This is a genomic window from Mycobacterium sp. DHQP2018-32-09, assembly GCF_058148405.1.
On sequence record NZ_JBYVYK010000015.1, the window covers coordinates 1 to 13,771 of the forward strand.

At 70.7% G+C, this 13,771-nt stretch carries 13 protein-coding genes and 1 pseudogene; 4 read left to right on the forward strand and 10 right to left on the reverse strand.

Translation table 11 applies throughout. The features are described from left to right. The 5 genes from AC30CM_RS09500 to AC30CM_RS09520 form a co-directional block, all read right to left on the reverse strand. A partial coding sequence (locus AC30CM_RS09500; protein ID WP_490116609.1) for a 4-alpha-glucanotransferase occupies window positions 1–948 on the reverse strand: 948 nt, incomplete at its 3' end. 42 nt (window positions 949–990) lie between these two features. After that, the gene (locus AC30CM_RS09505) at window positions 991–1,986 is read right to left on the reverse strand and encodes a glycoside hydrolase family 6 protein (protein ID WP_490116689.1); all 996 of its coding nucleotides are present in this window, start codon (window positions 1,984–1,986) and stop codon (window positions 991–993) included. 43 nt (window positions 1,987–2,029) lie between these two features. After that, window positions 2,030–2,662 (reverse strand): FMN-binding negative transcriptional regulator, encoded by a 633-nt coding sequence (locus AC30CM_RS09510; protein ID WP_490116610.1) that lies wholly within the window; start codon window positions 2,660–2,662, stop codon window positions 2,030–2,032. Continuing rightward, on the reverse strand, window positions 2,659–3,744 hold the full coding sequence (locus AC30CM_RS09515; protein ID WP_490116611.1) for an acyl-CoA dehydrogenase family protein: 1,086 nt from the start codon (window positions 3,742–3,744) through the stop codon (window positions 2,659–2,661). The genes AC30CM_RS09510 and AC30CM_RS09515 overlap by 4 nt, the downstream gene beginning before the upstream one ends. Window positions 3,745–3,751: 7 nt before the next feature. After that, a complete protein-coding gene (locus AC30CM_RS09520) occupies window positions 3,752–4,930 on the reverse strand; it encodes an acyl-CoA dehydrogenase family protein (protein ID WP_490116612.1) in 1,179 nt (392 codons plus the stop codon). A 154-nt stretch (window positions 4,931–5,084) separates the two neighbouring features. Here AC30CM_RS09520 and AC30CM_RS09525 point away from each other — a divergent pair, with 154 nt between their 5' ends. The 3 genes from AC30CM_RS09525 to AC30CM_RS09535 all read left to right on the forward strand — a co-directional run bounded on the left by AC30CM_RS09525 (window position 5,085) and on the right by AC30CM_RS09535 (window position 8,199). Further along, window positions 5,085–6,506: an HNH endonuclease signature motif containing protein gene (locus tag AC30CM_RS09525; RefSeq protein WP_490116613.1), complete on the forward strand. Its 1,422-nt coding sequence runs from the start codon at window positions 5,085–5,087 to the stop codon at window positions 6,504–6,506. Between the two features lie 80 nt (window positions 6,507–6,586). After that, a complete protein-coding gene (locus AC30CM_RS09530; protein WP_490116614.1) occupies window positions 6,587–7,882 on the forward strand; it encodes a cryptochrome/photolyase family protein in 1,296 nt (431 codons plus the stop codon). Between the two features lie 62 nt (window positions 7,883–7,944). Next, window positions 7,945–8,199 carry a DUF2631 domain-containing protein gene (locus tag AC30CM_RS09535; protein WP_490116615.1) on the forward strand — a complete coding sequence of 85 codons (255 nt, stop codon included), beginning with the start codon at window positions 7,945–7,947 and terminating at the stop codon, window positions 8,197–8,199. Window positions 8,200–8,206: 7 nt separating this feature from the next. Here AC30CM_RS09535 and rlmN read toward each other — a convergent pair whose 3' ends face one another. Together rlmN and AC30CM_RS09545 are read right to left on the reverse strand one after the other, a co-directional pair. Further along, window positions 8,207–9,298, reverse strand: coding sequence for a dual-specificity RNA methyltransferase RlmN (gene rlmN / locus AC30CM_RS09540; RefSeq protein WP_490116616.1), 1,092 nt, complete (start codon window positions 9,296–9,298; stop codon window positions 8,207–8,209). A gap of 13 nt (window positions 9,299–9,311) precedes the next feature. Continuing rightward, window positions 9,312–10,157, reverse strand: coding sequence for a LysR family transcriptional regulator (locus AC30CM_RS09545; protein ID WP_490116617.1), 846 nt, complete (start codon window positions 10,155–10,157; stop codon window positions 9,312–9,314). Window positions 10,158–10,328: 171 nt separating this feature from the next. Between AC30CM_RS09545 and AC30CM_RS09550 the strand changes: the two are divergent. Further along, window positions 10,329–11,189, forward strand: a pseudogene (locus tag AC30CM_RS09550) (DMT family transporter); the annotation flags it as partial. A gap of 159 nt (window positions 11,190–11,348) precedes the next feature. On the opposite strand, the gene AC30CM_RS09555 reads toward AC30CM_RS09550, so the two are convergent. Genes AC30CM_RS09555 through pyrH form a run of 3 tightly spaced genes read right to left on the reverse strand, consistent with a single transcriptional unit; the run spans window position 11,349 to window position 13,574 of the window. After that, complete coding sequence (locus tag AC30CM_RS09555; protein WP_490116618.1) at window positions 11,349–12,212, reverse strand: phosphatidate cytidylyltransferase; 864 nt, start codon at window positions 12,210–12,212, stop codon at window positions 11,349–11,351. A 32-nt stretch (window positions 12,213–12,244) separates the two neighbouring features. Further along, window positions 12,245–12,802 (reverse strand): ribosome recycling factor, encoded by a 558-nt coding sequence (frr, locus tag AC30CM_RS09560; RefSeq protein WP_490116619.1) that lies wholly within the window; start codon window positions 12,800–12,802, stop codon window positions 12,245–12,247. Between the two features lie 46 nt (window positions 12,803–12,848). Then, window positions 12,849–13,574 carry a UMP kinase gene (gene pyrH / locus AC30CM_RS09565; protein ID WP_490116620.1) on the reverse strand — a complete coding sequence of 242 codons (726 nt, stop codon included), beginning with the start codon at window positions 13,572–13,574 and terminating at the stop codon, window positions 12,849–12,851. Window positions 13,575–13,771 lie beyond the last annotated feature (197 nt).

Consider the following 13,771-nt stretch of genomic DNA (forward strand, 5'->3'; position numbering starts at 1 on the left):
GGCGGCGCCGTCGACGTCGCGCAGCGCGTCGGGCCACCGCGTCCAGCGCCCACCGTGGCGCTCGGCCAGTGCGCAGTAGGTGGCCCAGTTGCGCAGCGCGGTGGAATCCCCGGCGTCGGCGAGCGGATCCGGGCGGCCCTCGGCCCGCCACAGCAGCTCCAGGGCGGCACGCTTGGCGGCCCACACCAGATCGTGGTCGATGCGTTCGGTGGTCGCCGACACCCGCAGCGCGTCGACCTCGGCGCGGGTGGCGGCGTCGGCGCGGTGGTACGCCGGCAGGTCTTCGATCCGCAACGCCAGCGGGTTGGCGAACCGTCGGCTCGACGGCGTGTAGGGCGACGGCTGCACGGGGTGGGTGGGACCCGGTGCGTGCAACGGGTTGAGCAGCACCGCACCGGCGCCGTGGGCGTCGGCCGTCCATCGGACGAACTCGGTGAGGTCGCCGAGGTCGCCGATGCCCCAGGAGGCGGCCGACCGCAGCGCGTAGAGCTGCAGCATCCACCCCCACGTCTGCGGGGCCGTCGGAACGGTCGGCGGCGCGGCGACCAGCACGGACTCCTGCCCGTCGCGGTAGCGCAGGCGATACCAGCCCACGGGCAGGTCGGCGGGGAGTTCGTCGTGCACCTCGATGCCGGCGCCGTCCTCGCCCTCCAGGTGCACCGCCCCGGGCAGCGGCGTGGGCGTGCCGTCGATGCGCACCGCGACCGTCGGGGCCACCACGCCTGCCCGCTCACGCTCGGCGAGCCGGGCCAGTTCCCGACGACGCTGCTCCTCGGTGCCGGCCTCGACGTCGAGGAGGCCCAGCACGCGGATGACGACGTCGGCGTCGACCTCCACCGGCTCGCGCCGTTCGTTGCGATAGCTGGTGGCCACGCCGTGGGCGGCGGCCAGCCGGCGAAGATCGTCGGGTACTCCGGAAGCGGCGGTCGGGCGATGCGCAGACGTCACCGACGCGCTGTACCCCAACCGGGCATGCCTAACCCGTCGGCGTCACTGCCAACCGGCGTTGCGCGCCAGGTCGATCGCATTCTGCGCGACGAAGGTGCCCGCGCCAGGGCCGCCGCGGCACGCGCCGTCGGACTCGCCGGGACGCTTCACCCACAGGAACGCGTCGATCTGCGGGTTGCCGGTGTCGGTGGTGGGACGCGCACCCAGCGCCCTGCCGCTGGGGTTGCACCAGTACAGGGGGTCGCCCTCGACGGGTCCGTTGCCGTTGCGGGAGGTGTCGATGACGAACGGCTTGCCCCCGGTCATGCCCGAGACGGCGTTGCCGTAGCCGGTGGACTCGTCGGTGGTGAAGAAGTTGGCGGTGTTGAGGCTGAACCCGCGGGCCTTCGCGATGCCGACGCGATTGAGTCGGTCGGCCATGACCTCGGCGGGCACCCAGCGGGAGTGGCCGGCGTCGACGTAGACCGCGGTGCCCGGGTTGCGGGTGAGCGTGTCGACGGCGTAGCTCATCAGGTCGAAGCGTTCCTGCTGCTGCGCCGGCGAGAGGCAGTCCGCCATCGCCAGCGCGTCGGGTTCGAGGATCACCGCGGCGCGGCCGCCGCCGATGTCCCCCGCGACGCCGTCGATCCAGTTGCGGTAGGAGTCGGCCGAGCCGAAGCCGCCCGCGGCGTAGCTACCGCAGTCGCGGTTGGGGATGCCGTAGAGGGCCAGCACGGGCAGCGTGCCCGCAGCCTGGGCGGTCTGGATGTACTTCGCGTCCACGGCGGGCGTCGACAGGTGGTCCATCCAGTAGGCCGTGGGCGTGTTCACGACCTCGGCCAGCAGCGGGTCGGGGTTCGACTGCGCGGCGCGCGTCCCCTTGGAGTTCGGGTTGACGTAGAACGGCAGACCGGCCAGGGGGTTGCCGTCGGCGGCCAGCCGCACCGTCGGCGCGGCACCACGGCCGACGGGTTCGGCCACCACGCCGACGGCTGCGACCGTGGCGACGGTGAGGAGGGGAAGGATCCATCGCGCGACTGCGTGGGCAGCGGAGGACATCACCTTGTGGAAACTAGTGCGGTCGCGCGGCGAGCGCCAATCGCTACCCCCGCAGGCCGGACGCCTCGGCCAGTGCGCGTTCCATGTCGGCGGCGAGCGCGGGCTGGTGGTAGGGCCCCGGCTCGCGCAGCGCGGAGATCACCTGCTGCTGGGTCTGGGGGTCCTCGTCGCCGCTCATCTTCACCTTGCAGGTGAAGCGGGTGATCACCAGGCGGAACCCGACCGTGCCCGGTGCGTATTGCGCGGCCAGGTCGGGATCGAGGTATTCGGGACGCTCGACCCGGCTCTCGAACTCGCGCACCAGGCGGGTCAGGACGGCCAGGTTCTCCTGCGGTGTCAGGATCTCGGGGGTGCCGTAGCAATGGGCGACGCTGTAGTTCCACGTCGAGATGCGCACCGCCGCATCCGAATACCAGCTGGGTGAGACGTAGCCGTTGGGACCGGACACGATCAGCAGCACCTCACCGGTACCCAGTCCGTGGATGGCCTCGTCCGGTCGGCCCACGTGGCTGACCACCGACAGCTCGCCGTCGGCGCGATCCTCCAGCAGCACCGGGTAGTGCGAGGCGACGAGTTCCCCGTCGTGCCGGCTGACCAGTGTGGCCCAGGGGTTCTCGGCGATGAGCCGCCGCACGACCGCCGGGTCCGTGACGGCGTGCTGCGGGTTGTGCCTCACGAGGCGTGCGCCACCAGCGTCCGTACGTGGTCGTCGGCGGTGCCCAGGGTGTTGCCGATCGCGGTGAGCCGCGCCGCGTAGTGGCCCACCGGGTACTCGGCGGTGATCCCGATGCCGCCGTGCAGCTGGATGGCTTCTTGCGCGATGTGCCGCCCGGACCGGCTGATCTGCAGCTTGGCCCTCGCGGCGACCACGGGATCGACGACGCCGTCGGCCAGCGACATGGCCGCGTACAGGTTCATGCTGCGGGCCAGTTCCAACGACACGTACATGTCGGCGGCCCGTTGCGTCAGCGTCTGGAACGTCTTCAGGGGCACACCGAATTGCTTTCGCGCACCGAGGTATTCGGTGGTCAGCCGCAGCGACTCGGCCATGGCGCCGACGGCCTCGGCGCACAGCGCCGACTGCTGCCGCACCAGGGCGCCGGTCAGCGCCGCGCCGGCGTCGCCGCCGGATCCGAGCGGTTGGGCTGCCGCGCCGTCGAGTTCGATGGTCGCACCGCGGCGGCCGTCGACGGTGCGGTACGCCTGCCTGGTGGTCGCGGTCGCGTCGACCAAGAACAGGCCCACCCCGCCGTCGGGTAGGGCGGCGCTGACCACCAGCGTGTCGGCACTCTCGCCCGAGGCGACCGGGGTCTTGCGACCGGTGACGGCCCAGCCGTCGCCGGTGCTCTCGGCGCGGGTCGCGAGGTCGGCCGACGGCGTCCTGACTCCCGGTTCCAGATGGGCGAGGGCCAGCAGGTGCGTGCCCGCGGCCACGTCGTCGAGGAGCACCTTCTGTTCGTCGCTGCCCAGCTCGGCGATCAGGCCGCCGGGGACCAGCGCGGCGTCGAGGACGGGTTCGGGCGCGAGCTTGGTGCCGATCTCGGTGAGCACGGCCATGATCTCGATGGGTCCGCTCTCGTCGGGGTCGAATCCCAGTCCGAGCACGCCCAATTCGGCGAGCTGCTGCCACACCGCGCGGTCCCAGCCCAGCTCGGTGTCGGCGACGGCGTTGAGCCGCTCCACGTCGTAGGCCCGGCCCAGCAGGTCGCGAGTCGTGTCGCCGAGCAGCTGCTGTTCTTCGGTCAGGTCGAAGTCCACGGTTGCCTCACAGTCCCAGGATGGTCGACGCGATGATGGTGCGCTGGACCTCGTTGGTCCCGCCGTAGATCGACGTCTTGCGGTAGTTCAGGTAGCGCGGGGCCGTCTCGTACGCCCAGTGGTCGGGAGCCTCGTCGTCGGCGGCGCCGACGGGGACGGCGTCGGGGCCGGCGACCTCGAGCAGCAATTCCGTGGCCGCCTGCTGCAACTGGCTGCCGCGCAACTTGAGGATCGACGACGCCGGGTTGGGCTTGCCGTCGGCCTCGGAGCCGCTGACCCGGCGCTGCGTGATCTCCAACGCCAGCACCTCGTTCTCGACCTCGACCAGCCGGGAGGCGAACAGCGGATCCTGCAGCAGCGTGCCACCACCGGGCATCGGCACCTTGGCGGCGTACTCCCTGGCCTGTTCCAGCCAACGCTTCGTGAGCCCGATGCGCGCGATCCCCGACCGTTCGTGGCTGAGCAGGAACTTGGCGTATCCCCAGCCGGCATTCTCCTCGCCGACGAGTTGGTCGGCCGGGATGCGGACGTCGTCGAAGAAGACCTCGTTGACCTCGTAGCTGCCGTCGACGAGCTTGATGGGGCGCAGCGTGATTCCCGGCGTCGACATCTCGGCGAGCAGGAACGAGATGCCGGCCTGCTTCTTCGGGGCGTCGGGGTTGGTGCGGGCCAGCACGAAGATCCAGTCCGCATACTGGCCGAGCGTGGTCCAGGTCTTCTGCCCGTTGATCACGTACTCGTCGCCGTCGCGCACGGCGGTGGTGCGCAGCGAGGCCAGGTCCGATCCGGCTTCGGGCTCGGAAAAGCCTTGGCACCACCAGATGTCGAGGTTGGCCGTAGGTGCCAGAAAGCGCTTCTTGAGGTCCTCGGAGCCGAACTGCGCGATGACGGGGCCCACCATGCTGGCGTTGAAGGCCAGCGGTTCGGGGACGCCGGCCAGCTGTAGCTCGTCGGCCCAGATCTGCTTGCGGATGGGCGACCAGTCCTGACCGCCCCACTCGACGGGCCACCCGGGCACGGCCCAGCCGCGCGCGTTGAGGGCCCGCTGGCTGACCACCATGTCATCGGGGTAGCGGGGGTGACCGGACTTCACCCGCTCGCGGAGGTCGGCCGGGATCTCGGTGGTCAGGAACTGCCGCAGTTCCTCGCGGAAGGCGACGTCCTCGTCGCTCAGAGCCAGCTTCACGATGTACCTCGGTCCTTCGTCGGGGCGCGAGAGGGTTTCTACCCCACGAGGCTAGCCGCCACTCGTCGGGGTCACGGCGTCATCGATGCGTCACGGGTCGCGGTGCGGGATTCACGCGCCCGAGTCGTCGGTGGGGTGCGATAGAATCGAACACATGTTCGATGCTTGGTCTGATCTCGACGACACCACCCTGCTGGTGACCGTCGGCCTGGAACTGCGCGCCGAACGCCGCGCCACCGCCGCCAAGGTCATCGCCGCCGGGACCTTCCTGCACCGCCGACTGGCCGCGGCCACCCCCGCCAGCGGCCTGTGGGCCGTCGACGACGTCGGCGCCGCCGCCGCGGAATTGGCCGCAGAACTGGGCATCAGCCGCTTCCGGATCCAGCCGTTGATGGAACTGGGCGTCCAACTCCGGGACCGCTTCCCCACGGTCACCGAACGCTTCCTGGCCGGCGACCTCGACCTGCGGGTCGTACGCGCCATCCACGACCGCACACTCCTGCTCAACGAACCGGACCTGGTGACCCAGGTGGACCGGCACTGCGCCGATCACGCGGCGGCCTGGAACCACCTCTCCGATCAGCGCCTCACCGACGTCCTCGACTGGCTGGTCGTCCAACTCGACCCCATGGCCACCCGCCGCCGCCGCGCACGCCGCGACCACCGCTACGTCCACGTCCTACCGAGCTTCGAAGGCGCCTGCCAACTCGACGGAGAACTGCCCGCCCTCGACGGCGCCCGCCTCGACGCCCGCCTGGACGCCGTCGCCGCCACCGTCTGCCACCGCGACGACCGCACCCGCGACCAACGCCGCGCCGACGCCCTGATGGCCCTCGTCGACGGCCACCACCACCTCACCTGCACCTGCGGCACCCCCGACTGCCCCGCCGCCGGCGAGGCCGACACCCGCCCGGCCACCAGCGTCACCGTCTACGTCCTCGCCGAACACGCCACCCTCACCGGCGACGCCGACACCCCCGCCTACCTGCCCGGGCACGGCCCCGTCCCCGCCGACACCGTCCGCGACCTCGCTCAAACCGGTAACGCCACCGTGCGGCCCCTACCCGCGGCGGCCGAGCTGGACACCGAACAGTCCTACCGACCCTCCCGCCGCCTGGCGGCCTACCTGTTCTGCCGCGACCTCACCTGCCGCTTCCCCGCCTGCGACCGCCCCGCCCAGCACTGCGACCTCGACCACACCATCCCCTGGCCGGCCGGGGCCACCCACCCCTCGAACACCAAGGCCTACTGCAGGTTTCACCACCTGCTCAAGACGTTCTGGACCGGACCCACCGGCTGGACCGACACCCAACACCCCGACGGCCGTGTCACGTTCACCAGCCCCACCGGGCGCACCTACACCACCACACCCCTGGGCGCCTGGTTCTTCCCCCAACTAGCCACCCCCACCAACACCACCCCGGCCACCACCACCCCCGCACCCCCAGGACGCGACCACTGCACCACCCGCATGCCCCTGCGCCGCCGCACCCGCACCGCCGAACGCACCACCCGCCACACCCGCGAACGCGCCACCAACGAAGCCATCGCCGACGCCAACCCGCCACCCTTCTGAACCACCCTCCTCCGCCGAGGTTCGACCAGCACGGCCCGCCGGTGTTTCCGGCAGCGGCAATCCGGGCAAGTCCTACTGACATGCCCACGCTGCTGTGGTTCCGCCGTGACCTGCGCCTTCACGATCTGCCCGCAATGCTCGACGCCGCCGAACCCGACGGCGAGGTATTGGCCTGCTACGTCTTGGACCCGCGGCTACGCAACTCCGCGGGGGCGCGGCGGCTGCAATACATGTATGACGCCCTGCGCGAGGTGCGCGACGGCCTCGACGGCAAGCTGCTGGTCACCACCGGCCGGCCGGAGAAGCGAATTCCCGCGCTCGCCGAGCGAATCGGCGCCTCGGCGGTGCACGTCTCGGGGGACTTCTCCCCGTTCGGCATTCGGCGCGACGAGGCGGTGCGCGAGGCGCTGGGCGACGACGTGCCGCTGGAGGCGAGCGGATCGCCGTACCTGGTGTCGCCCGGCCGGGTGACCAAGAACGACGGCACCCCCTACAAGGTGTTCACCCCGTTCTTCTCGGCGTGGCGCGAGCACGGCTGGCGCGCCCCGGCCAAGACCGGGCCCAAGACCGCCACGTGGATAGACCCGGCCGACGCCGACGGCAAGAACGACATCCCCGACGGCGACGCCGAGCTGGACATCCCGGCCGGCGAGAAGGCCGCCCGCCGGGCCTGGAAGGCGTTCGTCGCGGACAAGCTCGAGAACTACGCCGACGACCGCAACCGGCCCGACCTCGACGGCATCAGCCGGATGTCGGCCCATCTCAAGTTCGGCGCCATCCATCCCCGCACCATGGCCGCCGACCTCGGCCGCGGCAAGGGCGCCCAGGCCTACCTCCGTGAGATGGCCTTCCGCGACTTCTACGCGAGCGTGCTCTACGACCGGCCGCGCAGCGTCTGGTGGAACTGGAACGACGCCTTCGACGGCATCCAGGTCGACGAGGACGCCGACGCCAAGAAGCGCTTCGAGACGTGGAAGGCGGGCCGTACCGGCTTCCCGATCGTCGACGCCGGCATGCGCCAGCTCGCCGAGTCCGGCTTCATGCACAACCGGGTACGCATGATCACGGCCTCGTTCCTGGTCAAGGACCTACACCTGCCGTGGCAGTGGGGGGCGCGCTGGTTCCTCGACCAGCTGGTCGACGGCGACATGGCCAGCAACCAGCACGGCTGGCAGTGGGCGGCAGGCTGCGGCACCGACGCCGCCCCGTACTTCCGGGTGTTCAATCCGACGACACAGGGCGACAAGTTCGATCCCGACGGCGCCTACGTGCGCCGCTGGGTGCCGGAATTCGGCACCGACGACTACCCGGAGCCCATGGTCGACCACAAGGCGGAACGTCAAGAGGCGCTGCGCCGATACGAGCAGATCCGCTGACGTACGACGCCCTGTCGTATGCCAGAATGACCCCAGCCTGACATCCATCCCGAGGAGCTGCTGTGGCGAACACCGAGGTCGAGCGACACACCGGAGTCGACGTCGAAGACGTGCCGTCGGCGAACTGGGGCTGGTCGAAGGAGAACCACCGCGCCATCCACGTCGGCGGCATCCTGTCCGCGATCTTCCTGCTGTGCATGCTGCACGGCAACCACACCGGCAAGGTCGAGGACATCTTCCTAATCGGCTTCGCGGTGCTGCTGCTGGCCTTCGTGGCCCGCGACTGGTGGATGCGCAGCCGCGGCTACCTGCGCTAACCGACCGTCAGCCCTGCGCGGCGAGCTGCCCGCACGCGGCCGCGATCTCCCGGCCCCGGGTGTCACGCACCGTGCACGACACCCCACGCCCGCGCACCCGGGCGACGAACTCCCGCTCCACCGGCTTGGGGCTGGCGTCCCACTTGCTCCCCGGCGTCGGGTTCAGCGGAATCAGGTTGACGTGTGCCAGCGGCCCCAGCGCCGAGTGCAGCAGCTTGCCCAGCAGATCGGCGCGCCACGGCTGGTCGTTGACGTCGCGGATCAGCGCGTACTCCACCGACACCCGCCGCCCACTGGACTGCGCGTAGTACTGGGCGGCGTCGAGGACCTCGCGCACCTTCCAGCGGTTGTTGACGGGCACCAGGGTGTCGCGCAGCTCGTCGTCGGGCGTGTGCAGTGACAGTGCCAGCGTGACGCCCAGCTTCTCGTCGGCGAGTTTGCGGATCGCAGGCGCCAACCCCACCGTCGACACCGTCACCGACCTGGCCGAGATGCCGAATCCGTGCGGTGCGGGCGCGGTGATGCGGCGGACGGCGGCCACGACGCGGTTGTAGTTGGCCAGCGGCTCGCCCATGCCCATGAAGACGATGTTGGACAGCCGGTCGTCGTGGTCGTCGCGCATGGCGGCCGCCGCAGAACGGACCTGCTCGAGGATCTCGGCCGTGGACAGGTTGCGGGTCAGCCCGGCCTGACCGGTGGCGCAGAACGGGCACGCCATGCCACACCCGGCCTGCGACGAGATGCACACCGTCGCGCGTTCGGGGTAACGCATCAGCACCGACTCGAACGTGGTGCCATCCCCGGCGCGCCACAGCGTCTTTCGCGTCTCGCCCGCATCGCAGGCGATGCTGCGCAGCGGCGTCATCAGTTCGGGGAACAGTGCGGCGGCCACCTGGTCCCGCACCCCGGCCGGGAGATCGGTCATCTGCCGCGGGTCCGCGATGAGCCTGCCGTAGTACTGGTTGGCGAGCTGCTTCGCGCGGAAGGCGGGCAGACCGAGGTCGGCGACGGCGGCGGCGCGGCCGTCGGCGTCGAGATCGGCGAAGTGCCGCGGCGGCATGCCGCGACGAGGGGCTTCGAAGACAAGATCCTGCGTCATGTTCCGTCCAGTATCAGGCTTGTTCGGTCAAAAGGTCACGCACGGCGGTCTCGACGGCGCCGAGCACGTCGGGGTCCAGCCCGGCGCGCCCGCGCACGAACACCGAGGCCCGGTTGGCGGGCGCCAGCCCCTCGGCGGGGCACAGCCCGTCGGGCAGCTTGCCGAGTATGGGCAGCAGTGCGATGCCGAGGCCGGATCGCACGGCCGCGAACAGGCCGGACAAGTCGGCGCTCTCGGCCGCGATGCGGTAGTCGACGCCGAGGCGGTCGAGCGCGGCGAAGGTCGGCTCGCGCAGCGTGCACGGTTCGGAGAACATCACCACCGGCAGCGGCTCGGCGGCGGTGAAGCTGCGCGCGGCGACCCAGCGGAGCGCGACCATGCCGGACGCGTTGGCGGGGTCGAGTCCGGAGCCGTCGAGCATCACCGCGACGTCGACCATGCCGTGCTCGATGGCGTCGGCCAGCATGACGTTGCGGTCCAGGCGGAAACGCAGGCGCCAGTCGGGCAGCCGCTGCGCCAGCGCGGCGGTCAGGCCGGGCAGCATGACGTCGGCGCCGTGTTCGGTGGCGCCGAGGAGCAGCACCTGCTCCTTGACGGCACCCAGATCGGCGAGCGCGGCGTCGTGCGCGGCGAGGATGGTGCGGGCGTGCGCCAGGACGCGGTGCCCCAGCTCGGTGAAGGCGACGCCGCGTCCGGAGCGTTCGACGACGGCGCCGCCGACGACCGACTCGATGCGTCGCACGTGCTGGCTGACGGCCGACTGCGTCACGTGCAGCACGGCGGCCGCCCGGTGAAATCCACCACAGTCGGCGACGGCGACGACGCTGCGCAGCGGAGCGATGTCCAGCGCGTCTGCCATGCCGCCAACGTACGCCGATCAGCACAGACGATCAAAAGATGGGTTGGTCCCCGCACGCGGGCGACTCCTGTCGGCCGATTGATTAGCGTCGACGATCGGTCGTGATCGTCGTTAATCGTTGGACCCGGCCCCGGTGAGGTGCCCACGATGACTGCCATGACGCCCGCCCGGATGCCTGCCCGCACGGCTGCCGCCGTCACGTTCTTCTATGCCTTGGGTTACCCCGTCGGCAACATGGCCGTCCACGCGCTCTCGCCGATGGTCGTGCTGGCGGTGCGCTTCGGTATGGCCGCGGCCATCCTCGGCTCCTGGGCCACCGTCGCCAGGGCGGGTCTGCCCGGCGTGCGCAAGCTCGGCCACGTCGCCGTGGTCGGGCTGCTGATGCAGGCCGTGCAGTTCCTGGCCCTCTACGTCGCCATCGACCACGGGGTGCCCGCGGTGCTGTGTGCCGTCGTGATCGCGATGAACCCGGTCGCGACGGCCATGCTGGCCGCGGCGTTCCTGCGCGATCGGTTGACGCCGGGGCGCATCGTCGCGCTGGTGCTGGGCGTGGCGGCCGTGCTGTCGGCGTGCGCCAGCCGGCTCGTCGGCGAGGGCGGTGTCGATCCCGTGGTCGGGTTGCTGCTGGTGGCGCTGCTCGGCCTGGCGGCGGGCGGGGTGTATCAGCAGCGGTTCTGCGCCGACGTCGACTTCCGCACGTCCACGGCGGTGCAGAACGCGGTGGCGTTCGTGCCCGCGCTGGCCCTCGCGCTGTCGGCACCGATCGAGGTGCACGACGCCCGCCAGGCGGTGCTGGCCGTGGGCGGTGTGGTGTTGCTGAACGCCGTGATCGGGGTGTCGCTCTACGTGCGGGCGATCAATCTGCACGGCGCGTCGTCGGTGGCCATGCTGTTCTGCGTCATCCCGGCCGTCGCGGGCGTGCTGTCGTGGCTGATGCTCGGCGAGCACGTCGACGTCGGGATCGGCGTCGGGCTGGTGCTGGGTGCGGTGGCGTGCTGGCTGAACGTGCGGTCGGGGTCGAGGAGCGACCGGGGGCGAGGCCAGACCGGCGGGCAGGAGCGCAGCGACCCGGGACGAGGACAGAACGGCGGGCAGGAGCGCAGCGACCGGGGATCAGGCCAGAACGGCGGGCAGGAGCGCAGCGACCCGGGATCAAGCCAGACCGGCGGGCAGGAGCGCAGCGACCCGGGGCTAGGCCAACAGCGTGAGCACGATCCAGCCGACGACGGCGGACGGCAGCATGGCGTCGATGCGGTCCATGATCCCGCCGTGCCCCGGTAGCAGGGTGCCCATGTCCTTGATGCCCAGGTCACGCTTGACCTGGGATTCGACGAGGTCGCCGCAGACGCCGGTGACGACCAGCAGCAGCCCCAGCGGCACGCCGACCCACCATGGCTTGTCGAGCAGGAACGTCACGATGAGCACGGCTGCGCCGATGCCGAACAGCAGCGAACCGCCGAGCCCCTCCCACGACTTCTTGGGGCTGATGGCCGGGGCCAGCAGGTGCTTGCCGAACAGCACGCCCGCCACGTAGCCGCCGATGTCGGCGAAGACCACCGTGGCGATCACGGTGAACACTCGCACGCCACCGTGGTCGGCGAAGATGAGCAGCGCGGTGAACGCCGCGCACATCGGGACCCAGGTGGCGAGCAGCACGGTGGCCGCGATGTCGCGCAGGTAGTTGACGGGCTGTTGGGCGAGCCCCTGGCCGAGCAGTCGCCACACCATGCAGACGACGACGGTGCCGCCGTAGGCGCCCAGCAGGCCGGCCGCCCCGAAGGGCCACGTCAGCCAGATCATGGCCTGGCCGCCGAGCAACAGCGGGATGGCGGGCAGCACGTAGCCGTGTTCGCGCAGCCGGCGAATCACCTCGTGGGTGGCGATGGCGATGGCGACCGCGAGCAGCAGCAACCACCAGGTGGGCGCGAACAGCAGGGTGCCGATGGCCATGGCGCCCAGGACGACGCCGACCGCGATGGCTGCGGGCAGGTCGCGCCCGGCACGGCCGGACTTCTTGGCGGGCGGGCCGTCCGCGGGGGTGGTGTCGGTGGCCACGGGTTAGGTCACTGAAGGTCGGCGCGTGGGGCCTAGACCTCCAGCAGCTCCCCTTCTTTGTTCTTCACCAGCTCGTCGATCTGGCTGGTGTAGGTGCCGGTGGTCTTGTCGAGGTCCTTCTCGGCGCGGGCGACGTCGTCCTCGCCGGCGTCGCCGTCCTTCTTGATGCGGGCCAGTTCGTCCATGGCCTTGCGCCGGATGTTGCGGACCGAGACCTTGGCGTCCTCGCCCTTGCCCTTGGCCTGCTTGACGAGTTCGCGGCGGCGTTCCTCGGTGAGCTGCGGGACGGCGATGCGGATGACGCTGCCGTCGTTGCTGGGGTTCACGCCCAGGTCGGAGTTGCGGATGGCGTCTTCGATGGCCTTGAGCTGGTTGCTCTCGTAGGGCTTGATGACGACCAGTCGCGCCTCGGGGACGTTGATGCTCGACAGCTGGGTGATGGGCGTCATCGAGCCGTAGTACTCGATGTTGATCCGGGCGAACATGCCGGGATTGGCGCGGCCGGTGCGGATGGACGCGAGGTCGTCGCGGGCCACCGCCACGGCCTTCTCCATCTTTTCCTCGGCGTCCAAGAGGGTCTCGTCGATCACTCGGTGTTCTCCTTCGTCCGCACGCCAGCCGTCTCGGGTCGCCCCGTCACGAGGCGACCAATGTACCGATCTTCTCACCTGCGACCGCGCGAGCGATATTCCCGTCGGTGAGCAGGTTGAAGACGAGGATCGGCATGCCGTTGTCCATGCACAGGCTGAACGCCGTGGCGTCGGCGACCTTCAGTCCGCGGTCGATGACCTCGCGGTGGGTGATGGATTCGATCATCTTCGCGTCGGGGTTGGTGCGGGGGTCGTCGTCGAAGATGCCGTCGACGGCCTTGGCCATCAGCACCACCTCGGCGCCGATCTCCAGCGCGCGCTGCGCCGCGGTGGTGTCGGTCGAGAAGTACGGCAACCCCATGCCGGCTCCGAAGATCACCACGCGCCCCTTCTCGAGGTGCCTGCGCGCGCGCAGCGGGATGTAGGGCTCGGCCACCTGACCCATGGTGATGGCCGTCTGCACGCGGGTGTCGATGCCTTCCTTCTGCAGGAAGTCTTGCAGGGCAAGGCTGTTCATGACGGTACCGAGCATGCCCATGTAGTCCGAGCGCGTCCGTTCCATGCCCCGCTGCTGTAGCTGGGCGCCGCGGAAGAAGTTGCCGCCGCCGATGACGACGGCGACCTGGGCGCCGTCGCGGACGACCTCGGCGATCTGCCGGGCGACGAGCGCGACCACGTCGGGGTCCAGGCCGACCTGGCCACCCCCGAACATCTCACCGCCGAGCTTGAGTAGCACGCGGGCATACTTCCTCGGCCTGTTGGCCTCGGTCATCGGGCTCCTCCGTGTCGAGCGGAAAGTGGCGCCCTCAATCCTGCCTCGTGGGACGAGCCCGACGCCCCACGGGTGGCCGCTAACCCAGGTTCGCCGTCCGCAGCCAGGCCGGAACGGACGTGCGTGCGGGCGTCTCGTCGCGGACGTCGGGTCCCGCGAACCCGCGGAAGCCCTCGCCGGCATACTCGGACACGTTG